This is a genomic window from Thalassospira sp. MBR-102 (genome assembly GCF_040549275.1).
GTDB classification, from domain to species: Bacteria; Pseudomonadota; Alphaproteobacteria; order Rhodospirillales; family Thalassospiraceae; genus Thalassospira; species Thalassospira xiamenensis.
In genome coordinates, this window is sequence record NZ_JBEPTC010000001.1 from 164,527 (window position 1) to 186,385 (window position 21,859).

Annotated in this window: 24 protein-coding genes; 20 read left to right on the forward strand and 4 right to left on the reverse strand. The window is 59.7% G+C overall.

All coding sequences use genetic code 11. The annotated features are described in order from the left end of the window. The first annotated feature begins 22 nt into the window (after window positions 1-22). The 6 genes from ABIE64_RS00770 to ABIE64_RS00795 all read left to right on the forward strand — a co-directional run bounded on the left by ABIE64_RS00770 (window position 23) and on the right by ABIE64_RS00795 (window position 4,540). Window positions 23-463 (forward strand): hypothetical protein, encoded by a 441-nt coding sequence (locus ABIE64_RS00770; RefSeq protein ID WP_354376351.1) that lies wholly within the window; start codon window positions 23-25, stop codon window positions 461-463. Further along, on the forward strand, window positions 451-966 hold the full coding sequence (locus ABIE64_RS00775; RefSeq protein ID WP_354376352.1) for a hypothetical protein: 516 nt from the start codon (window positions 451-453) through the stop codon (window positions 964-966). The genes ABIE64_RS00770 and ABIE64_RS00775 overlap by 13 nt, the downstream gene beginning before the upstream one ends. A 185-nt stretch (window positions 967-1,151) precedes the next feature. Then, entirely contained in the window at window positions 1,152-1,394 is a 243-nt protein-coding gene (locus tag ABIE64_RS00780; protein WP_354376353.1) for a hypothetical protein, read from the forward strand. A 3-nt stretch (window positions 1,395-1,397) separates the two neighbouring features. Further along, window positions 1,398-3,233: a portal protein gene (locus ABIE64_RS00785; protein WP_354376354.1), complete on the forward strand. Its 1,836-nt coding sequence runs from the start codon at window positions 1,398-1,400 to the stop codon at window positions 3,231-3,233. After that, window positions 3,230-3,493: a Bbp19 family protein gene (locus ABIE64_RS00790; RefSeq protein WP_354376355.1), complete on the forward strand. Its 264-nt coding sequence runs from the start codon at window positions 3,230-3,232 to the stop codon at window positions 3,491-3,493. The genes ABIE64_RS00785 and ABIE64_RS00790 overlap by 4 nt, the downstream gene beginning before the upstream one ends. Before the next feature lie 336 nt (window positions 3,494-3,829). Further along, window positions 3,830-4,540 carry a capsid assembly protein gene (locus ABIE64_RS00795; RefSeq protein ID WP_354376356.1) on the forward strand — a complete coding sequence of 237 codons (711 nt, stop codon included), beginning with the start codon at window positions 3,830-3,832 and terminating at the stop codon, window positions 4,538-4,540. Here ABIE64_RS00795 and ABIE64_RS00800 read toward each other — a convergent pair. Next, window positions 4,537-5,337, reverse strand: coding sequence for a hypothetical protein (locus tag ABIE64_RS00800; RefSeq protein ID WP_354376357.1), 801 nt, complete (start codon window positions 5,335-5,337; stop codon window positions 4,537-4,539). The two genes, ABIE64_RS00795 and ABIE64_RS00800, sit on opposite strands and share 4 nt — an antisense overlap. A gap of 230 nt (window positions 5,338-5,567) precedes the next feature. Here ABIE64_RS00800 and ABIE64_RS00805 point away from each other — a divergent pair, with 230 nt between their 5' ends. The 4 genes from ABIE64_RS00805 to ABIE64_RS00820 all read left to right on the forward strand — a co-directional run bounded on the left by ABIE64_RS00805 (window position 5,568) and on the right by ABIE64_RS00820 (window position 8,137). After that, the gene (locus ABIE64_RS00805) at window positions 5,568-6,383 is read left to right on the forward strand and encodes a phage capsid protein (protein WP_037991857.1); all 816 of its coding nucleotides are present in this window, start codon (window positions 5,568-5,570) and stop codon (window positions 6,381-6,383) included. A gap of 54 nt (window positions 6,384-6,437) precedes the next feature. Further along, a complete protein-coding gene (locus ABIE64_RS00810) occupies window positions 6,438-6,713 on the forward strand; it encodes a hypothetical protein (RefSeq protein ID WP_354376358.1) in 276 nt (91 codons plus the stop codon). 114 nt (window positions 6,714-6,827) lie between these two features. After that, complete coding sequence (locus tag ABIE64_RS00815; RefSeq protein ID WP_354376359.1) at window positions 6,828-7,424, forward strand: phage tail protein; 597 nt, start codon at window positions 6,828-6,830, stop codon at window positions 7,422-7,424. Between the two features lie 71 nt (window positions 7,425-7,495). Next, entirely contained in the window at window positions 7,496-8,137 is a 642-nt protein-coding gene (locus ABIE64_RS00820; protein WP_354376360.1) for a phage tail protein, read from the forward strand. A 191-nt stretch (window positions 8,138-8,328) separates the two neighbouring features. Here ABIE64_RS00820 and ABIE64_RS00825 read toward each other — a convergent pair whose 3' ends face one another. After that, the gene (locus ABIE64_RS00825; RefSeq protein WP_354376361.1) at window positions 8,329-9,852 is read right to left on the reverse strand and encodes a tetratricopeptide repeat protein; all 1,524 of its coding nucleotides are present in this window, start codon (window positions 9,850-9,852) and stop codon (window positions 8,329-8,331) included. Window positions 9,853-9,980: 128 nt separating this feature from the next. On the opposite strand from ABIE64_RS00825, the gene ABIE64_RS00830 reads away from it, so the two are divergent. The 9 genes from ABIE64_RS00830 to ABIE64_RS00870 all read left to right on the forward strand — a co-directional run bounded on the left by ABIE64_RS00830 (window position 9,981) and on the right by ABIE64_RS00870 (window position 19,044). After that, a complete protein-coding gene (locus tag ABIE64_RS00830; protein WP_354376362.1) occupies window positions 9,981-10,550 on the forward strand; it encodes a phage connector family protein in 570 nt (189 codons plus the stop codon). Between the two features lie 30 nt (window positions 10,551-10,580). Then, window positions 10,581-12,512, forward strand: a complete 1,932-nt coding sequence (locus tag ABIE64_RS00835; protein WP_354376363.1) for a phage tail protein — start codon at window positions 10,581-10,583, stop codon at window positions 12,510-12,512. Further along, window positions 12,512-12,955 carry a hypothetical protein gene (locus tag ABIE64_RS00840; RefSeq protein WP_354376364.1) on the forward strand — a complete coding sequence of 148 codons (444 nt, stop codon included), beginning with the start codon at window positions 12,512-12,514 and terminating at the stop codon, window positions 12,953-12,955. Before ABIE64_RS00835 ends, ABIE64_RS00840 begins: the two co-directional genes overlap by 1 nt. 299 nt (window positions 12,956-13,254) lie before the next feature. Further along, window positions 13,255-14,658 (forward strand): hypothetical protein, encoded by a 1,404-nt coding sequence (locus tag ABIE64_RS00845; protein ID WP_354376365.1) that lies wholly within the window; start codon window positions 13,255-13,257, stop codon window positions 14,656-14,658. 418 nt (window positions 14,659-15,076) lie between these two features. Continuing rightward, entirely contained in the window at window positions 15,077-16,189 is a 1,113-nt protein-coding gene (locus ABIE64_RS00850) for a phage head spike fiber domain-containing protein (protein WP_354376366.1), read from the forward strand. A gap of 45 nt (window positions 16,190-16,234) precedes the next feature. Further along, window positions 16,235-16,543, forward strand: a complete 309-nt coding sequence (locus ABIE64_RS00855) for a hypothetical protein (protein WP_354376367.1) — start codon at window positions 16,235-16,237, stop codon at window positions 16,541-16,543. An 83-nt stretch (window positions 16,544-16,626) separates the two neighbouring features. Continuing rightward, on the forward strand, window positions 16,627-17,610 hold the full coding sequence (locus ABIE64_RS00860) for a hypothetical protein (protein WP_354376368.1): 984 nt from the start codon (window positions 16,627-16,629) through the stop codon (window positions 17,608-17,610). 337 nt (window positions 17,611-17,947) lie between these two features. Next, window positions 17,948-18,361 (forward strand): antitoxin Xre/MbcA/ParS toxin-binding domain-containing protein, encoded by a 414-nt coding sequence (locus ABIE64_RS00865; protein WP_354376369.1) that lies wholly within the window; start codon window positions 17,948-17,950, stop codon window positions 18,359-18,361. Then, a complete protein-coding gene (locus tag ABIE64_RS00870) occupies window positions 18,358-19,044 on the forward strand; it encodes an RES family NAD+ phosphorylase (protein WP_354376370.1) in 687 nt (228 codons plus the stop codon). The genes ABIE64_RS00865 and ABIE64_RS00870 overlap by 4 nt, the downstream gene beginning before the upstream one ends. A gap of 184 nt (window positions 19,045-19,228) precedes the next feature. Here ABIE64_RS00870 and ABIE64_RS00875 read toward each other — a convergent pair whose 3' ends face one another. Further along, on the reverse strand, window positions 19,229-20,209 hold the full coding sequence (locus ABIE64_RS00875) for an alpha/beta hydrolase family protein (RefSeq protein WP_354376371.1): 981 nt from the start codon (window positions 20,207-20,209) through the stop codon (window positions 19,229-19,231). A gap of 185 nt (window positions 20,210-20,394) precedes the next feature. Between ABIE64_RS00875 and ABIE64_RS00880 the strand changes: the two genes are divergently transcribed. Then, window positions 20,395-21,015 (forward strand): TetR/AcrR family transcriptional regulator, encoded by a 621-nt coding sequence (locus tag ABIE64_RS00880; protein WP_354376372.1) that lies wholly within the window; start codon window positions 20,395-20,397, stop codon window positions 21,013-21,015. Between the two features lie 296 nt (window positions 21,016-21,311). Here ABIE64_RS00880 and ABIE64_RS00885 read toward each other — a convergent pair whose 3' ends face one another. Beyond that, window positions 21,312-21,749: a GIY-YIG nuclease family protein gene (locus ABIE64_RS00885; protein WP_354376373.1), complete on the reverse strand. Its 438-nt coding sequence runs from the start codon at window positions 21,747-21,749 to the stop codon at window positions 21,312-21,314. Window positions 21,750-21,859 lie beyond the last annotated feature (110 nt).

The following is a 21,859-nucleotide window of genomic DNA, read 5'->3' on the forward strand; positions in this document are numbered from 1 at the left end:
GGCAGTTCAGCAGGAGGGCGAAATGAGTGAACAGAGACTTTTTCCCAAGCCGATCGCGGACCGCGTGGCGACCCCGTTTTCCAGCGCCATGCAGGCGTGGTTCTGGTTTGTGCGATGCCAAGCGTCACGGATCGAAGGGGCACGTGTGGTGGCGGATGCCAGCGACGTTGTGCGCCCGTGCGACCCGGATGATATCTATAACGCGGTCATGCGGTTACGGCGTGAAAATGTGCTGGGTGACCGGCATTTGCAGGTGATCGAATATTACGGGCTGGTGGAACGCACGCCCGATCCGCGTGATGGCCGTGAAAAGCCGAAATATGATCTTTGGTGTGATGCGATGGCGGCCTTGCAGGATGCGTTGATTGCGCGCGGTATCGTCCTGCCGGGGGCCGAGGATGCCTTTCACCATCCCGAAAGGATGATTAAAATGACGGGGGAATTGCCGCCATGCAGACTTTGATTCGCGAGGCGATCCGGCCCGATATCCAAGCGGGTGCTCAGGCGGATTCTGTGCCGAAACAGCCGGTAAATTCGCCAACTGAACCGGTGATGCGCGATGTGCTTGTCGTGTTTGCCGATGCACCCGAAAAGCGGCTTTTGCGATGTCTGAAACCCGGTTTCCGGCATTGTTTCGTGCTGATGTCGGGCGGACGTGCCGGGGAGTGGATCTGCCTTGATCCGCAAAGCCACCGGGTGGCGTGCGATGTCTGGCAATATTCGGTTCTGTTCGATCCCGAAGCCCATTACCGGGCGCGCGGATTTGACTGCATCTGGGTCAGCTATCCGGCGGAAGTGCCAAGGCGGGTGCGGTTGGGCGCGTTTACCTGTGTCGAGTTCGTCAAACGGTTGCTGGGCATTTCCGGGTTCTGGATCGTGACGCCGCATCAACTTTTTTGCGCGATTAAACACGCAGAAACAACGGGTTATCGTGGGAGAGTGTTTTTTTCTGAAAAATGTTCTTGATTTGTTCTTTTTCTTGTGCCATAAGGGAGAAGTCAACACCACAATTGCGCCCGCATCGCTTTATCGCGTTGCGGGCGTTTTTGTTTCCAAGCCCGTTTAAGGGCGTTTGTTTTTTTTAAGCCCCGTTTCGGGGTGTTTTGTTTTGCCCCGTTCGGGGCGGGCACAGAAGGAGGCAAAGGGGCATTATGGGCAGTCTGTTTTCGACACCAAAACCAGCAGCGCCACCACCAATTGCCACCAGTCCGTCCGCAAACTCGGCGTCCGTCGATGACGGGGAAAGTGCGGCAGAGGCGGCACGACGGGCGCGGTCCGAGGCGCTGGAGCGGCGACGCTATGGCCGGGCCGGTCTGATTGGCACGGGGTTTCGTGGTCTGTTGTCAGACCGGATCGACCGTGCGGCAGGTGGCAAAAATCTTTTGGGGGATTAGGCGATGACAGAACGGCAGAACCGCAAAGCGCGCCCGGTCCGTCCGGCGCGGAAGGTGGGGACGGCGGCGAAGCGTGCGACGTCTGATCGGGGGCTCCCCGATGGAGCGCAGCGTGCTGCCGGTCGGAATGCGACCGGGCCGGGTGAGACCAGGCCGGGTGATGCCAATCCGGGGGATGCCAGGCCGTCGGGAGCAGACCAGAAGGCGGCGAGATTTGGCCGGATGGCGAAGGAGCCGGTCGGCCGTCTTGGAGCAGGTGCTGGTGCGGGGACAGGCAGCAATGCCGGGACCGGGGCCAAAGCCGGCGGGATTGCGATTGCCGATTTGCGGGCCCGGTTCCGGGCGGCGGTCGGGCAGAAGCAGGGCTGGGTCCGGCATTGGCAGGAATGTTACGAATTTGCCCTGCCGCAGCGCAATGGGGCAAGCGAGCAACCGGGAGCATCCGGCGGGGTATCTGGCGGGGAAAAGAAATTTGATCGGGTGTTTGATGCCACGGCCCCCGATGCGGTCGAGCAGCTTGCGGCAAGCCTGATGGCGGAAATCACCCCGCCGAGTGGTGGCTGGTTCGCGTTTGAGCCGGGCGGCAATGTGGCGGATGCGGATCGGGACATTCTGACCGCGCGGCTGGCACGGGCTGCGAGCATTTTGCAGGGGCATTTTGACCGGTCCAATTTCGCAGTCGAGATGCATCAGGCGTTTCTCGATCTGGTGACGGCGGGGACGGCGTGCCTTCGGCTTGAAGCGGATGATTTTTTAAGCCCGTCGGCGTTCCGGTTTGGCGCGGTGCCGCTGCGTGAACTGGCGTTCGAGGAACGCAGTGACGGCAGAATGGATGCGGTGTTTCGCAAGCTGTCGTTGAGCCGGGACGAGATTGCAAGGCAATGGCCAGAGGCGCGGTTGCCCGATAGGGATCGGGATGAGGGGCAGAGCCCGAAACGATACGCGGTGGTCGAGGCGGTTCTGCCCGATCCGGGGGCGTTTGGCGGTTATCAGCTTTGCGTGTTTTTTGAGGATGGCGGGCAGGTTTCTGGTGGTCTGGCCGGCGAAGATGGGGTGATCCATCGGGACCGGTTTGAGGTGTCGCCCTATATCGCGTTTCGGTGGATGAAGGCACCGGGCGAGGTTTATGGCAGGTCGCCGGTGATGAAGGCGCTGCCCGATATCAAGACGGCGAACAAGGTGGTCGAGCTGGTGCTTAAAAACGCATCCATCGCGGTGACCGGCATCTGGCAGGCCGATGATGACGGGGTTTTGAACCCGGCGGCGATCCGGCTGGTGCCCGGAAGTATCATCCCGAAGGCGGTCGGGTCGGCGGGTTTGACGCCGCTTGATGCGCCGGGGCGGTTTGATGTTTCTGATCTGGTGCTGTCCGATCTGCGTGATCGCATCCGGCGGTGCCTGTTGGCCGACCGGCTGGGGCAAAGTGACCAGCCGGGCATGACCGCGACCGAGGTTCTGGAACGGGCATCGGAAAATGCCCGGTTGCTGGGGGCGACCTATGGGCGGTTGCAGGCGGAACTGCTTTATCCGCTTATTCGCCGGGCGGTCCATATTCTGGTGCGGCGTGGGGAGCTGCCCGATATGCCGCTTGATGGCGATGTCGTGCAGTTGCGCCATAGCGCGCCATTGGCCCAGTTGCCCAAACGCGTACAGGCCGGGCAGGCGATGGATTGGCTGTCACGGATTGCGACGCTGGGGCCGGAGGCGCTGGGCGAGGTCGATATGCCGCACATGGTCCGCTGGCTTGCCGATCAGTTTGGCGTGCCGGACCATTTGCTCAGGCCGGTTTTGCCGGTTGACGCATCACTTGAGGCGGACGTTTTGGAGGATGCGGTATGAGTGGCTGGGACTGGTTTGAGGGGGTGGCAGCCGCCGACGAAACGGATGAAGCAGATCGGGTGCATTGGCAGCAATGCTTTGGCACGCACGCGGGGCAGAAGGTTCTGGCGGAGCTTGAACGTAGCATCATCAAAACCGCACTTGGCCCGCACAGCCCGGATCGGGCGATCTGGATGCGGGAAGGGCAGCGGGCGCTTGTTTTGCAGATGGCGCGGCTTGCAAGGGGCAGCGTAGAGCGGGGCGCGGCGGATAAAGGGTGAGGTTGCCCTTTCTGTTGGTGGCTCGGCGGCGGCTGTGCCGGAGAAGGTGGGGCGCTTGATGCAAGTTTGGTGCATGCGGCACGATGGACTCCCGCCTGCGCGGGAGTGACGGAGAGGGTGGAGTGAGATTTGCCTTCAACCGTCATGCCCGCGTAGGCGGGCATCCAGACTTGGTGCCGCATCGACGATGGGGAGTGTGCGGCGCGAGGGAGTGACGGCGCTATTTGCCTGATGGTCCAGACCTTGCTGCCCCGCGCAGAGTTAATCAGGAAAAACGCAATTTTATGAACAGGAACCGGGCAGCAGAGAGGCTGTCTGGACATGGGAGAGTGCAGCATGACCATTGATCAGAACCTGACGCGGCCAGAAGCCGGGGAGAGGGTGGAGGATAATCTGTTGCGCCAGGCCGACGTGGCGGGCGGCGTGACTGAGGCGTTAGGCGTCGAGGCGGATGTGGTTTCCGATGCTGGCGTCTTGCCGGAAGGTGAATTTGACGCCGGTGAAGCCAGCGCGGCCCTTGATCCGGCGAGCATTCCCGAAACGCCGGACGGATACGAGATTGCGGTTGATGACGTGCTGGGCGCGGTTGATCCGGCGGTAAATGCGCGCTTGCATGAAGCGGGATTTACCGGCGCACAGGCGCAGCTTGTTTATGATCTGGCGGCCGAGGTGATCGGGCCGTTAATCGGCGAGGTTGAGGGCGCAGGCAAACGTGCCACGGATCGCGCGGCATTGGCGGCGGAATTTGGCGGGGCGGAAAACTGGAAGCGACTGGCGCCGCGGATTGAAAAATGGGGGCGCGAGAACCTGCCCGAGGCTGCGTTTGAGGTTCTGTGCCAAACGGCTGATGGGGTGCGCAGCATTCATCGGTTGATGAGTGGCGGGGCGGAGCCGGGATTGAGTACCGGTTTGCCAAGTGATGCGACAGGTGATTTACGTGCTGATATCCGGGCGAAAATGAATGATCCGCGATACTGGCGCGACCGTGATCCGGGGATTGTCGCCGAGGTGCAGGCAGGTTTTGACCGCCTGCATGGCATTTCCTAGTTCACCTGATAGCGGCCATCGGTTTTGTGGACTTCGGGGGGGATGCGGGTGCGCTCGAACGCGGCATAAACGTCATAAAGCCCCGGTGCCGGGACGCTGGCGAAGGCGTCTTCGGTAAGGGTTACGGCATCATCCATGTTCTGGCGTTTTTCAAAGACGTGGACGGGCACCTGTGCCTGCCCGGCGCGAAGGGCCGTATCGATCAGCATATAGACCGGTTCGATATCGCTGTTTTCAAGGGCAATACCGCCCGTGCCCTCGCAGTTGCCGCGAAGGGCGGGGCGGGCGGTTTGGGCCTGTTCTGCCATTTCTTCGGGGCTGCCTGATGTGAGCGGGGTCAGAGCGATTTCGAGGTGATGGGGGCTGTTGGGGGAAAGGTCGTCGCGCGTGACATGGTAAACGCCAAGTTCGGCGGCATTGCCGACGGTGGCGGTAGCGGCATCGGTTGTGCTGCTGTTCGCGTCGCTGGCGCGCGTGATGGCATCGGCGTCGCAGAAATTATAGCGGGTAAACATGCGGTAACGGTTGTTTGCCTTGAGCCAGATTTCGACATCGCGATCCGCATTGAAGACGCGCACGAAAACCGGTGCGCCAATCGCAAGATCGGCGTTGGACAGTTCGGCTTCGAGATCGGGCAGAACCCGGTCGCGGATATTTTCCGCGCCAAACCCGGCAAGGGACGAAACCCGGCTGGTGAAATCGTTGAAATAGCCGGGAACGGGGGTATAGGGCAGCAGGGTATAACCCGCTGCCCCAATCCCGATCAGGGCGATGGTGGCAAACAGTTTTGCGCGCAACGCAAACTCCAGATCATCAATTTTGCAACAGGTCCGGCCAAACCGGACAGATGTTCGATCCCCCGTGGCGATGGGGGTTCGAGCCGAAACACAAGACCACTCAACCATGACCGCAAGATGACCGGTTCGGGGTGCAAATAAGGCGGAATTGCCTGATTTGCTGCCGCTTCGGGATGCTGCATCGCGCGTTGCGGTCTTAAAATTGTTTATGGGCAGAAGGATATAAACCGATGAGTGTCACGATTGATAAAAGCTTTGTGGATCATTTCCAGGCCGATGTGCATCAGGCCTATCAGCGGATGGGATCAAAGCTTCGTAATACGGTGCGGGTCAAAAACAGCGTGAAGGGGGCCAGCACGGTTTTTCAGAAAGTCGGCAAGGGCACGGCGACCACCAAGGCACGCCACGGCAAGGTGCCGGTGATGAATGCCGAACATGAGGCAGTGCGCTGTGACCTTCGCGATTATTATGCCGGTGACTGGGTCGATGCGCTTGATGAGCTCAAGACCAATCACGATGAAAAGATGGTTCTGGCCAATGCCGGGGCCTATGCGCTGGGTCGCAAGACCGATGAGCTGATCATCAATGCGCTGGCAAGTGGCGAGGAGCTTATTGATCACAATGATACGGGCTTGACCCTTGGCAAGGTGATGGCAGCGTTTGAGGGCATGGGCAACCGCGACGTGCCCGATGACGGGCAGCGTTATGCGATTGTCGGCTGGAAACAATGGTCGCAGCTTTTGCAGATCAACGAATTTTCCAATGCCGATTATGTCGGCGATGATGACCTTCCGTGGAAGGGCACGCAGGCCAAACGGTGGCTTGGCACGCTGTGGATGCCGCATTCGGGGCTTCCGGTGGCGGACGGCATCCGGTCGTGCTTCTGGTATCACAGAACGGCGATTGGCCATGCGATCGGGGCCGATGTGCAGTCCGACATTACCTGGCACGGCGATCATGCGGCGCATTTCGTCAACAATTCCATGAGCCAGGGTGCGGTGCTTGTTGATGATGCCGGGGTGAGCTGCATCCGGGCCAAGGAATAAGCCGCGACAGAGCGTGGCTTTTGAAGATTTTTCATACAGATAACGGAGACCAAAATGGCAGAAGGTTTTAAAGCCAGAAACCTCAGTGTTCTGGCCTATGCCAACGGCTTTACGCTTTGGCATTACATCACCCCGGATTTCGCCGCCGATGTTGATACGGCGGGCTATTTTGCCGATGCCCGCGACATGCTGCGGATTGGTGACATCATCATCGCCAATACCAACCGCGATGCCACGATGTCAGGCGGGCTGTTCGTCGTGGCGAGTTCGGGGGCTTTGGGCGTTGATGTCCGCGATATGACGGCGATTGGCAGTTCGAATACGGATTGATCCGGCTCGCCGCCCGGCTTTGGCGGTTTTACCAACAGGTTTTTGCGTTTTTGCCTCGACCCGTTTCTGCCCCGGCAGGAGCGGTTTTTTTATGTCCAACAAAGGAGAATGCCCATGCAGGGTTCCAAACCGGTCGAATGCGAAGTGCTTAACGTTATTCAGGCCGCAGGTATCTGGCCAGACTGCGATGACAAGACGCAGCTTTTGCAGGCGATCAATACGCTGATTTCGGGTGGCGGCAATGGTGGTGGCGGTGGTGCGACACCGCTTGGCACGGTGCTGTCATATGCCGGTGCGACGGCGCCGGAGGGCTTCATGCTGTGCGATGGCACCGAACTTATCGCAAGCGACCATGCCGATCTGTTTGCTGTGATTGGTACGGTTTATGGTGAAGGCGAAGCACCGGGCAGCTTCAAGCTACCGGACTTGCGGGGGCGTACCGCGATTGGTGCCGGTCAGGGTGTTGATCTGAGTGATCGGGTGCTGGGGGCGATGGCTGGGGCAGAAACCCATCAGCTTACTGTTGATGAGATGCCGAGTCATAATCATAACAACGCTTTGGTCGGCCAGACTACGGCGCTTGCCGGGATGGTAAATGATCCAAGATATCACAACAGCGGGCATTTCAAGCAGATGGATTCCGCCGGCGGCGATCAGCCGCACAATAACATGCAGCCTTTCGTGGTGCTGAACTACATCATCAAGGTCTGATTTTACCGAGTTCCCTCGACCCGGCAGCATCCCGCTGCCGGGTTTTCTTTTATCCAAAACGGAGAATATCCATGCAGTGTAATACACCGGTTGCCAGTGAAGTTCTGAACGTTGTTCTGGCGGCCAATATCGCGCCGGATCGGCAGGATGACACCCAGCTTTTGCAGGCGATCAATGCCCTGATTGCCAATGGTGGTTCGGGTGGTAATGGTGGTAATGGCGGCGGTTTCGGTGCCGAAATCGGTTCGGTCACCGCCTTTGCCATGCCGACCCCGCCGGAAGGCTGGCTGGTTTGTGATGGTTCGGCGGTTTCGCGGACCGACTATGCCGATCTTTATGCCGCGATTGGCACGGTTTGGGGGGATGGTGACCAGATTGCCACCTTTAACCTGCCGGACCTTCGCGGTGAGTTCATTCGCGGTTTTGATGCCGGTCGCGGTGTTGATGATGGGCGTGAATTTGCGTCGGGTCAGCTTGATCAGATGCAGGGGCACGTCCACATCGAAAACGCCGGAACAAACAACGGGTCTGCCTACAATGTGGCGTTTGAGGGTTATAGTCGCGCCAGTATTCGAGCTGGAGACGTCCCAACAGGTGGACCTGCATCGGATGGTACGAACGGAACGCCGCGCATTGGTGCCGAAACCCGTCCGCGTAACATCGCCATGACCTATGCGATCAAGGCGTTTTATCCGGTGGCGGCTTCGGCCTGATATCTGACGGATGAATGATGGGCGGGGTCCGGGTTTCCGGGCCCCGCTTTTACCTGCGGCACGAAGGACTGGATTCCCGCCTGCGCGGGAATGACGGCAGGGAAAAGCTCCTTTCACCGTCACTCCCGCGAAAGCGGGAGTCCATCGTGCCGCATCCTTAAAACCGGCCATGAGCCTGCAGTCCGATGGTTTTACTGCGCCCCTTTTTCCGCCAGATATTTGGTGACCTGAGCGGATGCTCGGGCGCGTTGTTCGTAGGTGACGGAGGGGGCGGCGACTTCGATCCAGGTTTTGGCTTCGACATGATCGCGCGCGGCGGCGATGGACAGATAATACCAGGCAAGTTCGAGGTCTTCGGTGGTGTATTCGCCGTAATAATGCATCCGGCCCATGGCGGCAAAACCGTTGGTATCGTCAAGTTCGACAGCCTGCTGATACCAGACAATTGCGCCTGCCGGGTCTGCGGGGCCGCCGATGCCGTATTCGAGGAAATGGCCGTAATAGTAAGGGGCATCGGGATCACCGTTTTCAGCGGCGAGCTTCATCCACTTCCGGGCCAGCACCGGATCGGGTTCGATGCCCTCGGCACCGGACTGGTAGATGGCGGAAAGGTTGTATTGGGCGTAGGCGTCGCCGTCGGCGGCGGCTTTTTCATACCATTCGCGTGCGCGGGGAAGGCTGACATCGACCCCGATGCCGTGCAGATAGCAATCGGCCAGATTGACCATGGCAGACACATCGCCCAGATCGGCGGCGCGCCGATAGTGATAGGCGGCTTCGGTGGCGTCGGGTGCGACGCCTGACCCGTTGAGATACATGACACCGATCAGGTTAATCGCCCCGGCATGGTTATGATCCGCCGCCTTGCGGGCCAGTTCCATCGCGCGGGGGAAATCCTGCGGCATGCCATCGCCATAATAGGCGGCCAGCGCATCGGCAAAGAGCTGTTCGGTATCGGTTGCCGGGGCGGTCGCCGTCGGTTCGGGGGCGGGTTTGGGTACCGGTTCGGGTGCGGGAGCTGGTTCGATCTCGACGAGCCGGAAGGATGTAAAGCGTTCGGTTATCTTGCCGTTGGCATCCATGGTCCGGTTGGTGAAGGGGCAGGGTTCTGATGCCGGGTAGGTCGTAATGGCATCGCCGTCGGCCAGAACCGCGATGGCCGGGGCGTAACCCTGTTTGGCGGCGCAATTGTACCAGCCTTCGGCTTCTTCGAAGGCATCAAAGAAAAGGAATTGTCCTTCGAGATATTCGGCCAGAGCGAACTGTGCGGCGGGATCGCCATTCATGGCGCGGGCGCGCAGGGCGTCTTCATCGCCATCGTAGCTGTTTGCGGTGTCGGAAATGTCTGGTGCGTTTTGCTTCTGGTCGGCGGTGTAACCGGCCCCGGTGTAATAGCATTCGCCGGTTTCGCTGATGTCGAAATTGGCGTTGATGTTTTGCAGTTGATCAATGGCGGGCTGGTCACCCTGCAGGGCGGCGCATTCAAGCAGGCGGGTGATGGTGAAATGTTCATCATCGTCAATGTCGCCGTCCTCGGCATACTCGTAGGACAGCAAGATCGCCAGCAGGCGCTGGGCCTCGGCATTGCCTGCGTAGGACTTGCGCCAGTAATCATCGATCAGGATGTCGTCATCGATACTTTGGGCGGATGTGACGGCAGATGTGCCGATGATTCCGATCAGGAAAAGCGATGCGAAAAGCTGGGACCGCGACATTGATGCTCCATTCCTGCGGGCCGGTTGGTTCGGGCGGCCACTGACTACCCGGTCTGTTCCGACCGGTTGAAACGGATTTTGACAATATTTCAACGATATCGGCAACCGGGAATTGAAGGGAACGCGATATGGCACTTGGCGACATCGCACTTTGTGCGCGTGCATTGGTGATGATCGGGGCGGCACCGATTGTTTCGTTTGAGGATGACACCGCCGAGGCGGAGGTAGCGGGAATGCTTTATCCGGCTATCCGGGACGGGATGCTGGCGGCTTATCCGTGGCGGTTTGCCGCGCGTGGGGCGTGGCTGGCGCGGAGGGAGAGTGAGGAAGTTTTGGGCGCTGGCGAGGGCATGTTTGTCCTGCCCGGGGATTTTATCCGGTTGCTGTCGCTTGAAAGTGACGGGGGTGCGGTGCCGGAGTTTGAGCTGGTGCAGGGGGCGGTGAGGTGTGGGGCGGATCGGGCGTACTTACACTATGTCGGGCGGATGGCGGAGGGGGCGTTTCCGGCGTTTTTCGATCTGGCGCTGATCACACGCCTTGCGGCGGAATTTTGTGTGCCGCTGACCGAAAGTACGTCGCGGGCGGAATATCTGTTTAAACGCGCCGAGGACCAGTTTCGCAGCGCGCGGCTGGCCGATGCGCAGCAATCGACCCCGCGGGCGATTGGGGATTTCACCCTGATCGGGGTGCGGGGATAGGGATTTTGGGTGTGGTGAAGGGGACGGGTTATGGCGCGCAGGGTTCTGGAAAAGACGACATTTTCGACCGGTGAACTGGCCCCGGAATTGTGGGGGCGGTCGGATTTGAATGCCTATGGCAATGGGGCGGCACGGTTGCGCAATGTGTTTATTGAACCGAGCGGCGGGGTGCGCAGGCGGCCCGGTATTGCGTTGATTGATGCGGTGTCCGGCCCGGTGCGGTTGATCGCGTTCGAGTTCAATACCGAGCAGACCTATCTGCTGGTGTTTGGGGATTATCAGGGCACGGTGTATCGCGATGGGGTGGCGATTGTCGGGTTTGAGACACCGTTTGGAATTATCCACCATGCGCTTCTGAACTGGACGCAAAGTGCCGATACGCTGCTTGTCACCCATCCGGAGGTCGAACCGATGCGATTGACGCGGAAGGGAGCAGACGACGGGGCGGGGACGTGGGAGATGACCAACTGGGCGTGGCGGGAAACGGCGGTGAAGCGGTTTCAGCCATACTATAAATTCGGTGATCCGGCGGTTTCGATCACACCATCGGGCACAGGTGGCGCTGGTGGCACGGTCAGCATCACTGCCAGTTCGGCGCTTTTTGAGGCCGGGCATGTCGGGACGCGCTGGCGGATACAGGGGATTGAGGGGGAGATTGCGGCGGTTTCGAGTGCGACTGTGGCAACGATTGCCTTGAAAGAGGCGCTGCCCGATGCCAGCACGACACAGGATTTCGAGGAACAGGTTTTTTCAGCCGTTCGTGGCTGGCCGCGCAGCGTGACATTTCATCAGGACCGGATGGTGATTGGCGGATCGCGGGATTTGCCTAACCGGTTGTGGATGTCGAAATCGGGGGACCTGTTCAATTTCGATCTGGGCGAGGGACTGGATGACGAGGCGATTGAATTTGCCCTGCTGGCCGATCAGGTCAATGCGATTACCGGCATTTTCGCAGGCCGCCATTTGCAGGTTTTCACCAGCGGATCGGAATGGATGGTGACGGGGGACCCGTTGACGCCAGCCAATATCCAGGTCACGCGCCAGACCCGGATTGGCAGCCGGGCGGATCGCACGGTGCCGTTGGTCAATGTGGATGGCGCAACGATCTTTGCCGCGCGCAGCGGCCGGGAATTGCGCGAATTTCTGTTTACCGATGTCGAGCAGGCTTATGGGGCGGCGGATTTGGCGCTTTTATCGCGCCATCTGGTGCAAAACCCGGTTGATCAGGCGTTTGATGCGGATCGCAGGCTTTTGCATGTGGTGATGGGCGATGGCAGCCTTGGCACATTGACCCTTTATCGCAGCGAGGCGATTACCGCCTGGTCAGCGCAAAGTGTTGAGGGTGCGGCGTTTCGGGCCGTCGCGGTGGCGGGCGGGCAGGTTTACCTTTGCCTTGAGCGGAACGGGAAATTTTACCTTGGCCGGTTTGATGAGGGTTGCGGGCTTGATCTTTCGATCACCGCAGAATTGACAGAGGGCGAAAGCCCGCGCCGCCATTGGGGCGGGCTGGATGATCTGGAAAATGTCACTCTGGCCGTCTGGGCCGATGGTGTGCTTTACCGCGATATCACGGTTTCGGGCGGCACGATCAGCCTGCCCGAGGCGGTTTCAACGGTCGTGGCCGGATTGCCGTTTACCCATGAAATTGCCGCCCTGCCACCCGCCGGATCGGATGGCACACGCGCACATGGGGGCAATGCGTTGCGGCTTGTGTCGGTGACATTCCGGGTGCAGCAGACCGCGCAATTACGTGTTGATACCGGGCGGGGATTTCGCGATGTGACGCTGGGTAGAGGACGGAGCGAAGATGCGGCCTATAGCGGTGATGTGAGCTTGCGGGCCCTTGGCTGGCGGCGGGGCAGTGCCGGACGGGACAATGATGGATTATGGCGGATCGCCGGGGATTTTCCCCGGCCTTTTTTATTGCTGGGGGTCGCCAGCGAATTGGGGGTGAATGACTGATGGGCGCGTTTGCATCCTATGCACCAATGGCACTTTCTGCCCTGCAAACCGGGCAGCAGATTTCATCAAACCGGGCGGCGCAGAAAAGCCGTGCGGCAGAGACGGAGGCCAACCGGCAGGCCGATATTGCGCAAATCAATGCCAGCGAGATGGAACGCGCACGCGAGCGTGCCGAGGAATTGCGCATTCGTCAGGCGCGGTTACGTGCCCGGCAGGGGGCGGCGGGGTTGCAAAGCGGGGGCACCGGATCGGCCAGTGCGGTTCTGGCCGGACTTGAAAAACAGGCATTGTCAGAAACGCAGGCCGAGACGGACGCGGCGGCGCGCAGACGCGCCGAGGTCAACCGGCAGGCAAGTTGGCGTGAAACATCGCTTTTGCGGTCGTCACAGGATGACACGGTCGCCCGGCTGAATGCGTGGTTTGCCCGTCGGGACGGGTGGTGAGGGCTTAAGGGGGTTGTGGGGGGTATTGAGTGTGCGGCACTGTTTACTGGATTCCCACCTTCGCGGGAATGACGGGGTTGGGGTAGGGCCTTTCCACCTGTTCGTCACTCCCGCGAAAGCGGGAGTCCATGGGGCTGCGAGCTCGGTGGTTGGGTTTGAGGCTGTGGCACCGCTGACTGGATTCCCGCGTGCGCGGGAATGACGAGGTTTTGGGGTAAGGCCTTTCCACCCGTTCGTCACTCCCGCGCAGGCGGGAGTCCAGGGCGGCGGGTTCGGTTTCGGGTTTTTAGGGGGATGAGATGGGCGCGGTATTTAAGGCTGCTGGCGGGGCGGGTGTCGGGTTTGTTAGCGACGGGGAGCGCAGGGTTTTTCCGTTTCAGTTTGTGGTTTTTGGCAGTGATGATGTGGCGGTGCGCGTTGATGGAAAGCCGGTCACGACCGGGTTTCATGTGGCGTTAAATGACGCCGAAGAAGCACCCGGTGGGGAGGTGATTTTTGAGGTCGCGCCAAAGGTTGGGGCCGCGATTTCGATCCGGCGGTATTTGCGGTTACGACGGCTCAGTGCCTATGGCAGTTCGGCATCGCCGCGTGGTGATGCGGTGGATCGGGATCTGGATTATCTGACCGCCGCCCTTGGCGATATTGACCGGGCGATGGTGGGCAGTTTGCGGCTTGATCCCGCCGATCAGGGCAAGGGTGATCTGGCATTACCCCGGATTTCGCCCGGTCGGGCCCTGGTGTGGAACGATCAGGGCGACGGGCTGGCGAACGGGCCGGATGCGGGCGAGATTGCGAGCGCCGGGCAGCATGGCGCGATGGCGCAGGATGCGGCGAACCGGGCCGAGGCCGCCGGAACGCGAGCCGAAACCGCGCTTGCGGGATTTCAGAAGCAGATGGCGGGGGCGGCGTTTGACCTTGATCTGCGGGCCCAAAACGTCACGCTTTGGCAGGATGAACGCCGCATGCCGGTGGTGGATGCGCCGGGTGACCGGATCATGGATATCCGCGAGACGGGGGCGCTGGTGCGGTTATCGAGTGGCGGGCGGTTGAGCCTTCCGGGGGTGAGTGCTGCGCGCAATGGGGGGCGATACCGGGTGGTCAATGGCGATGGCACGATGGTCGATATCAGTGCGGCCAGCGGGGATCAGATTGTGCCGTTGGACGGGGCGGTGGTGCGCAGTGTTTATGCCCTGCCGTTGCGGGGGGATTGTGTTGATCTGATCTGTGATGGGACGCGGTGGTTTGCGGCACCGATCCGGCAAACCGGGCCGGTGGTGAAGCTTTTGCGGACCAATGCGCAGGACATTCCGGCGGGTGGTTATTTCATCGTCGAATGGGATCAGGTGGCGGAGGACAGCCACGGGCTTTATGACGCCGCCCTGCATGGGGTCGGGAACCTTCCGCCCGGTTTTTACCATGTTGATGCCGGGGTGAATTTCGCCATCGGCGATACGGCGGTGGCGGTCAGTGCCTATGTCGAGCGACAGGGGACGGCGGGATGGAGCACGCATTTGCAGGCGTCCGATATTGTCGGGTCGGGGAGCAATGCGACGCAGAGTGTCCGGGTGAGTGGCATCGCCCGGATCGGGATTGCGACGGATAATGCGCTTCGGCTGCGGGTGCGCCATTCCGACAGTGTGACGCGCCAGATCGCGGCGGGGGCGGTGATGAGCTGGTTTCATCTGTGCCGGGTTGGCGGGTAGGTTGGAGGGGGTAGCATCGCTGGCGGGGTGTGAGGCTGCTGCACCAAGGACTGGATTCCCGCGTTCGCGGGAATGACGGCTTATGGGGATCAGGCTTTTCCGCCTGTTCGTCACTCCCGCGCAGGCGGGAGTCCATCGGGCGGCGGGTGCCGTGGCCGGTTTTGAGTATGCGGCACGGCTGACTGGATTCCCCCGTGTGCGGGAATGACGAAAGGAAGTTAAGGCACCTCTACATCGTCACTCGGGCGAAAGCGGGAGTCCATGGGGCTGCGGGCTCGGTCGTCGGCTTTGAGGATACGGCACTGTTGACTGGATTTCCGCCTGCGCGGGAATGACGGGTGGGGGCTGGGCCTTTCCATCTGGCGACAGGCTCGTTGATCCTGACGACATTTCATCATTTGAAGACGGAGAATGCAAAATGGGCATGCGATATGCGCCATTGGAAAGCTGTCTGCGCGTGGGGCGCGCCAGCCCCAAAATCGTGCGCGGGGATAACGGGGTTTTGGCCGAGATTGGCGTGGATATGCCGGGCCATGATCATGATGCGCTGGGCCGGGCGCGGGGGCTTTTGATTGAGGGGGCGGCGGTTAATCTGCTGCGCTATTCCGCCGCGTTTTCCAATCCGCTTTGGGAGAAGGATGCGGGGGTGAGTGTGGCGACGTCCGGGGTTGCGGCCCCGGATGGCAGTATGAGTGCCACACAGCTTGACCTTCCGGGCGGCACGGCGGGGCTTTATCAGCGGGTAGATGATCTGACCGTGGGGGCGATATACAGCTTTGGTATCTGGGCGCGGGCGGTATCGGGCGTGGCCGAAATTACGCTGGGCGGGGTGGATGGGGCGTCAAACCATGCGGTGAGCCTTGATGAAAGCTGGCAACGGATGGGATTTGCGGAGGTTGCATCGGGCACCAGCCGCTATCCGAAAATCGGAACAAACCTTTCGGGCAATCCGGCATCGATCCTGATCTGGAATGCGCAGCTTGAGGCCGGGCCGGTTTTGACCAGCGATATGATCAGCAATGGCATCCCGGCGGCGCGCGCCTTGGATGATGTGACGCTTGATCCGGGGGACTGGTTCCGGGGCGCAACCGGGCGGGGCATGTTTGTTTTTGATCTGGAATTGCCAGCGGCCTGGGATGGTATCTGGCGGATCGTGCAGATGCATTCCGGGAATTTGAACGATGATCATCTTGATCTTGGCTATGACAGTGCGGCGGATCAGTTGCGGATTTCATTGCGCAAGGGGGGCGTGCCGATCATCACGCAGTCGCTTTATGGCGGGCTTGTGCCGGAAACGCGCACGCGGATCGTGCTGGCGTGGGCGGATGACGGGGTTGCGGTGGCGAAAGCGGGCGCGATTTTGAAATCACCCGGCGGCTTTGCCATGCCGCGCACTTTCAACACGATCCAGTTGGGGAGTTATGCTGGGCAAAGCGGGGCGTTAAACGGCCATTTGCGCGGGGTTTCCTATTGGCCGGAACGGTTGGCGGATGATCGCTTGATCGCCCTTTCGGCAAATTCCGAAAATTAACCCCATGGAAGCCCCCAAAACGAAACAGAGGAGATGGAGGACAGGATGGAGGAACTTGATACGGTTCGGGCGGAGCTTTTGCAAAGCCTGCCCGGTGATATCAGCCGCGCGCGCAATGCCTATCGCCGGATGGCGCAGGCAGCGGCACTCAAGATGGACGCTAAAAGCTTCGCCGCCCATCAAACGGCTTGCAAGGCGGGGCTTTCGCATCTTGAAGGGCTGATCAAAATACTTCGCTGGGCGTCCGGCCCGGACGGGGCGGCGGAGAATGAAAAGGCGAAATCGCCTGCGATGGAAGAGGCGGAGATCAGGAAGCTGATTGCGGAAGCGCGGGGGGCGTTGGCGGGGAAATAAGTCTGTTGCCAGAAGAAGATTCGATCCATTCTATAACAATGAAAACCGTAGGTAAGACATAGAGCGTGTTCGGAATGAGTAGAATGAGAGAGGTAAGCGCAGAAACAGAACTGAAGAACCAGCAAGCGCAAGCTGCTTTGGAGGCGGATGTCAGGTCGTTTGTTTTGGAAAATCTTCCACATGACCGGAATAAAATAGCTACTGGCGCAAAGCTGGAAGCAATGACGGCTAAGGAACTGCTTAGTTATTATTTATATTGGCTAAAACGGATAGTGCCACCTCAGCCAAGGCGAGTTCATTTGTCGTCTCAGATTCTGCTTAATCCATTATTTTTAGAGTACAAGAAGGCCTTCCCTAAGCTTAGGGATGCAATTGAGCGTGGTGTTTCGCTGCAGCCATACCTTAGTAATGGAGTAGCACATGGCTATTATCGTCATAGAGCCTTGAAAGAGCAGAGGCACCTAGACTTATTGCTTAGTGATTGGGGAATACATCATCTGCATCTTGAGAAGAAAGAAAATCCGAAAGAAAACGGGTTTGGTTCAGATCATCTTCTTTTCTGTATTTTCAAGGAAACGGATGCTTATCTGATTGATATTTTTCCGCATGATAAGCCGGGGGTGTGGGCCGATAGAGCTTTATTTCGCATTGTCGTTGAGAATTGGTCGAAAGAAAATCTATTCGGCGAACTTGCGGTAAAGCCTGAAAATCCAGAAGGGGTAAGTGACGATCTTAGTGCAGCCAGACGGCATATTGATTTTCGAAATCGCGGGATAATCGTGCCGATTGAGGTGGATGGAAAAATATATGTCAGTTCCGAGGCAATGCTTGGAGCTGGGATTCCTCTTAGCTCCAATATCGCTGTCGATGAGATTTGGTGGCTCACATTGAATTTCTACATCCAGTGGTTCGAGAGCCGCGAAGGACTTGCAACCAAACTTTTAGCTCTTGGCGCGTATATTCATCCCACGGAACGCCCTAGATTCCATATAAATCTTGACGGACGGTTTGGTGTAACTCCTAAGTCCCGAGATATTCTCTTGGCTCTCGGGAAGGTCCCGCTTTAGCCCTTCTGTTCGAGAGAGTGGATTTTGGGCGAGGGCGGGGAACGATATGCTGGGGGATTTTTTCTCTCGTGTCGTTTTCATCGACATATCCCAAGAACGTGTCGAAATTTTACGGTTTTATCGACATGACGTGTCGTGCGGCGTGTGCTGCACGGTTGACTGGATTCCCGCGTTCGCGGGAATGACGGTTTTTTTGGGGAGTAAGGTCTTTCCATCCGTTCGTCACTCCCGCGCAGGCGGGAGTCCATGGGGCGGCGGGCGTGGTGGGTGGTTTTGCTATTCCGTCATTTGCCATTTGGCATAAAAATGCTATATTGATGCCAAATGGAGGTATGCGATGGAATTCGCGATTGTGGAGCCGACCGGGGCGCGGCCGGATCGGGCGGTGATTACCGAGGATGAGGCGGCGGCGCTGGCGCGCGCCACGGTTAATCTGTTTGGTGTCTGGGATCTGAGCGATCAGGAAGCGCGGGTTTTGCTGGGCGATATGCCCGCGCGCACATGGGCGCGGTGGAAGAAGAAGGATATCGGGCGGATTGATCGTGATTTGCGCACGCGCATGGCGATGCTGATCGGGATTCACAAGGGATTACGATATCTGTTTCGCGAACCGGCACGGGGTTATGCGTGGATCCGCAAGCCCAATGCGGCGTTTGGCGGGCAAAGTGCGCTTGAGGTCATGTTGCGCGGCGAGATCATGGATATTGCCGATATCCGAAGTTACCTTGATGCGGAGCGTGGTGGCTGGTGAGCAGGAGCAGGCATGTTGCGTGGCCGCAGTGTGTGCGGATCATCCGGTCGATCTATCCGCCGATTGACCTGTTTGAAGACATCGCCGATCCCGCCGATTGGGAGGCTCTGGCATCGGCGGAAGTCAAGATGAACCCGCGCATTCGTGACAGCATCGGCAATCTGGCGAAGGTGCCGGTCGAACGCCGGGTATCGGGGCCGGGGGCGAGTTACGTGATGGCGCCGTTTGTCCACTGTTCGCCCTATCGCCCCGGCCGGTTTTCCGATGGCACATACGGGCTTTATTACGCGGGGGATCGCCGGTCTGTGGCGATTGCCGAAACCGTGCATCACCATGCACGCATGATGCGGGCGACCGACGAGGAACCGGGCTGGACATCGCAGTTTCGCGAGCTGGTCGGGCGGATCGATCATGTGTTTGATGACGTGAGCGAACGGGCGGATTTGCTGGACCCCGATGATTATAGCGCATCGCAGAAATTTGGCGCGGAACGGCGGGCGGCGGGATCGGACGGGATTTACTGGCCGAGTGTGCGGTTTGACGGTGGGTATTGCATCGCGGCGTTCTGGCCCGATGTGGTGCCGATCCCCGTGCAGGGCGATCATTTTTCCTATCACTGGAACGGGGAGGCGGTTGATTATGTTCGCAATCTTGCCAGTGGGGAGACTTGGCGGGTTTTTTAGGCGCGGGTTTTGTAAAGCCGGGTGGTTGTGAGGTTGCGGCGCGGAGGACTGGATTCCCGCGTGCGCGGGAATGACGGAGGAGGCAGAGTGCTACAACATCGTCACTCCCGCGCAGGCGGGAGTCCATGGGGCGGTTGGCGCGGTGGCTGCACCGTTTCGTGGTGCAGCCAGCCGGTTTCAGGCGTTATTTGAGCGTGACATGGGCATGTGACGGGGCGTGATCGGCAAGGGCTTTGGCGGCGTCCGCCCATGACGTATCAGCGGGATCAAGCGCGGATTTGAGGTAGGCCAGCGTCATGCGTTGGGTGATGGCAAGGCGGTCGGGGTCTTCGTCGTCGGTTTCCTTTGCATCATATCCGGCAATGCCGCCAAGGCCGTGTTTGCCGCCAATCAGGGTCAGCAGGGCATCGGCACCGGGACTGTGGTGGAACGGGTCGGTGTGCCAGGCGGGGCCGCGGGTCGTCAGGTGCGGGTTGTCATCGGCATCGCCGGCAACGACCAGAGTTTTTGTCGTCAGGTGGCTGAAATCGGGGTTGAGTGATGTGTAGTTTGCGCGGGCAAAGTCGCTGAGGCTGTCCCCGCCCTTGCCGGGGGCGGCCAGCAGCACACCGGCCTTGATGCGCGGTTCGATCAGATCGACATTCTGTGCGTCCGGGTCGTTGGTATCGGTCAGACGGGCGCCAAGCAACATGCCGACGGTCTGCCCGCCCAGCGAATGGCCGATGGCGGCAATTTTGTTGCGATCCAGCCGCCCGGCGATGGCGGGAAACTGGTCCTCTATCACGGCAAGCTGATCAAGGATGAGCTTCATATCCAGCACGCGCGAGCGCCAGAAAAACGGTGCCCCCGGTGCATCGGCCGGAAGGCCCGCGACCTTGGAATTGCCATGGGTCGGCTGGATCACGACAAAACCGTGCGCGGCATAGAAATTCGCAAGCGGCGCGTAACCATCCTTGGACGGGATATAAAGCGACGGACCATGCCCGTGCGACAGCAGAAGGATCGGAAGGTCCCGATCATTCGAGGGCGGGGTGAGCGGCGCGGTGATGCGCAGGTCAAGCGGCAACCCGCGATCCGGGGCCGGAAGGGTGACCGGATTGATGCACAGGGTCGGAAAGGACGGACCAGTCGGGATATGGCGGGCATCGGTAAGCAGATTGTTCATGACTTGGTGCCTTGTTTTGCTTGGCGAAGGTCGGGGGCTTCGCCTATATAGAAAAACGGAACGTTGATCCGATATTAAACGGAACTTTGTTCCACTTGATGAATTGTATATACGGAACGTTGTTCCGTATATCAAGGGTGATTGCGTGCGGGGTCTTTGGACCGGCGGCAGCAGGGAAGGTTTGAGTGACAGACGACCCGACAAAACATGACCTTGAAGGCAAGGCACCGAAACGGCGGGTGCGCGCCGATGCCCAGCGTAACGAGGATGCGGTGCTTGAGGCGGCCAAGGCGGTTTTTGCGACCGCGGGCGTGGATGCGCCGGTGCGCGAAATTGCCACGAAGGCCGGGGTTGGTGTGGGGACGCTGTATCGGCGTTTTCCGACCCGGTCGGACCTTGTGGCGGCGGTTTTCAGGCGCGAGGTTGATGCCTGTGCGGCGACCGCAGAAACACTTGCGGCGGACTATCCGCCGGGCGAGGCGCTGGTGCGCTGGCTTAATCGCTATACCGATTTTATCGCGACCAAAAAGGGGCTGGCGGCGGCACTGCATTCCGGCGATCCGGCGTTTGATGCGCTGCCCGATTATTTTCGCGCGAAGTTCGAGCCGGTTCTGATGTCGCTTCTGGAAGCCGCGGCGGCAGCGGGCGAGGTGCGGCGCGATATTGCTGCCTATGACCTTTTGCGCGCGATCGGCAACCTTTCGGTGGCGGGCGTTGGCGACGAAGCGGGGGCCGCGCATACGCGCAGCATGGTGGAGCTTCTGGTCGACGGGTTGCGGTTTGGCGCGGTGAAGGCGGGGCGGTAGGGCGGAGGCCTTCGGTTTTGCGTGAAGGTTTTTTCCACTCTGTCGTCACTCCCGCGCAGGCGGGAGTCCATCGGGCTTGCGGGTTCGGTGGAAGGTTTTGAGGCTGTGGCACGAAGGGCTGGATTGCCGCGTTCGAGGGAATGACGGTTTATTGGGATAAGGTTTCCACCCGTTTGTCACTCCCGCGGAAGCGGGAGTCCATGGTGCTTGCGGGTTCGGTGGATGGTTTTGAGGCTGCGGCGCGAAGGACTGGATTCCCGCTTCCGCGGTAATGACGGAAGAGAGTTTATCGACGCTTACGCGTTCAGGCTGTCGAACAGGTCGTTCCAGTCGGGATTGTGTTTTTCGATCAGGTCGAGCTTCCAGGCGCGGCGCCATTTTTTAAGGCGCTTTTCGCGCAAAATGGCGTTTTCCATGCTGTCATACAGTTCAAAATACACGAGTTGCCCGACATTGTAACGTTGGGTGAAGCCCTTATCCGTGCCAGTGCGATGTTGCCAGATGCGGGCACGCAGATCGGCGGTGACGCCGATGTAAAGCGTGCCGTTGCGGTTGCTGGCAAGGATATAGACGCAGGGCTGTTTCATCGTGGAAGGATAGCAGGATTTGGCCGGATGGCGGAGTTTTTGGTGATGCCGATGGGTGGTTCTGGTTGCCGGGTTTGAGGATGCGGCACGAAAGACTGGATTCCCGCGTTCGCGGGAATGACGGCTTTGGGGATGGGCTTTCTGCACATTCGTCACTCCCGCGAAAGCGGGAGTCCATGGTGCGGAGGGTTCGGTGGTTGGGGTAGAGGACGTGGCCCGCAAGGTCTGGATTCCCGCGTGCGCGGGAATGACGGCTT

Bases quoted from the DNA above. Each gene is read 5' to 3' on its own strand.
- ABIE64_RS00840 (WP_354376364.1), top strand. From the start codon at position 12,512: ATGGGCGCGTTTGCATCCTATGCACCAATGGCACTTTCTGCCCTGCAA.
- ABIE64_RS00835 (WP_354376363.1), top strand. From the start codon at position 10,581: ATGGCGCGCAGGGTTCTGGAAAAGACGACATTTTCGACCGGTGAACTG.
- ABIE64_RS00860 (WP_354376368.1), top strand. From the start codon at position 16,627: ATGAGAGAGGTAAGCGCAGAAACAGAACTGAAGAACCAGCAAGCGCAA.
- ABIE64_RS00795 (WP_354376356.1), top strand. From the start codon at position 3,830: ATGACCATTGATCAGAACCTGACGCGGCCAGAAGCCGGGGAGAGGGTG.
- ABIE64_RS00810 (WP_354376358.1), top strand. From the start codon at position 6,438: ATGGCAGAAGGTTTTAAAGCCAGAAACCTCAGTGTTCTGGCCTATGCC.
- ABIE64_RS00820 (WP_354376360.1), top strand. From the start codon at position 7,496: ATGCAGTGTAATACACCGGTTGCCAGTGAAGTTCTGAACGTTGTTCTG.
- ABIE64_RS00785 (WP_354376354.1), top strand. From the start codon at position 1,398: ATGACAGAACGGCAGAACCGCAAAGCGCGCCCGGTCCGTCCGGCGCGG.
- ABIE64_RS00770 (WP_354376351.1), top strand. From the start codon at position 23: ATGAGTGAACAGAGACTTTTTCCCAAGCCGATCGCGGACCGCGTGGCG.
- ABIE64_RS00845 (WP_354376365.1), top strand. From the start codon at position 13,255: ATGGGCGCGGTATTTAAGGCTGCTGGCGGGGCGGGTGTCGGGTTTGTT.
- ABIE64_RS00875 (WP_354376371.1), bottom strand. From the start codon at position 20,209: ATGAACAATCTGCTTACCGATGCCCGCCATATCCCGACTGGTCCGTCC.
- ABIE64_RS00855 (WP_354376367.1), top strand. From the start codon at position 16,235: ATGGAGGAACTTGATACGGTTCGGGCGGAGCTTTTGCAAAGCCTGCCC.
- ABIE64_RS00825 (WP_354376361.1), bottom strand. From the start codon at position 9,852: ATGTCGCGGTCCCAGCTTTTCGCATCGCTTTTCCTGATCGGAATCATC.
- ABIE64_RS00830 (WP_354376362.1), top strand. From the start codon at position 9,981: ATGGCACTTGGCGACATCGCACTTTGTGCGCGTGCATTGGTGATGATC.
- ABIE64_RS00775 (WP_354376352.1), top strand. From the start codon at position 451: ATGCAGACTTTGATTCGCGAGGCGATCCGGCCCGATATCCAAGCGGGT.
- ABIE64_RS00780 (WP_354376353.1), top strand. From the start codon at position 1,152: ATGGGCAGTCTGTTTTCGACACCAAAACCAGCAGCGCCACCACCAATT.
- ABIE64_RS00850 (WP_354376366.1), top strand. From the start codon at position 15,077: ATGGGCATGCGATATGCGCCATTGGAAAGCTGTCTGCGCGTGGGGCGC.
- ABIE64_RS00805 (WP_037991857.1), top strand. From the start codon at position 5,568: ATGAGTGTCACGATTGATAAAAGCTTTGTGGATCATTTCCAGGCCGAT.
- ABIE64_RS00865 (WP_354376369.1), top strand. From the start codon at position 17,948: ATGGAATTCGCGATTGTGGAGCCGACCGGGGCGCGGCCGGATCGGGCG.
- ABIE64_RS00790 (WP_354376355.1), top strand. From the start codon at position 3,230: ATGAGTGGCTGGGACTGGTTTGAGGGGGTGGCAGCCGCCGACGAAACG.
- ABIE64_RS00815 (WP_354376359.1), top strand. From the start codon at position 6,828: ATGCAGGGTTCCAAACCGGTCGAATGCGAAGTGCTTAACGTTATTCAG.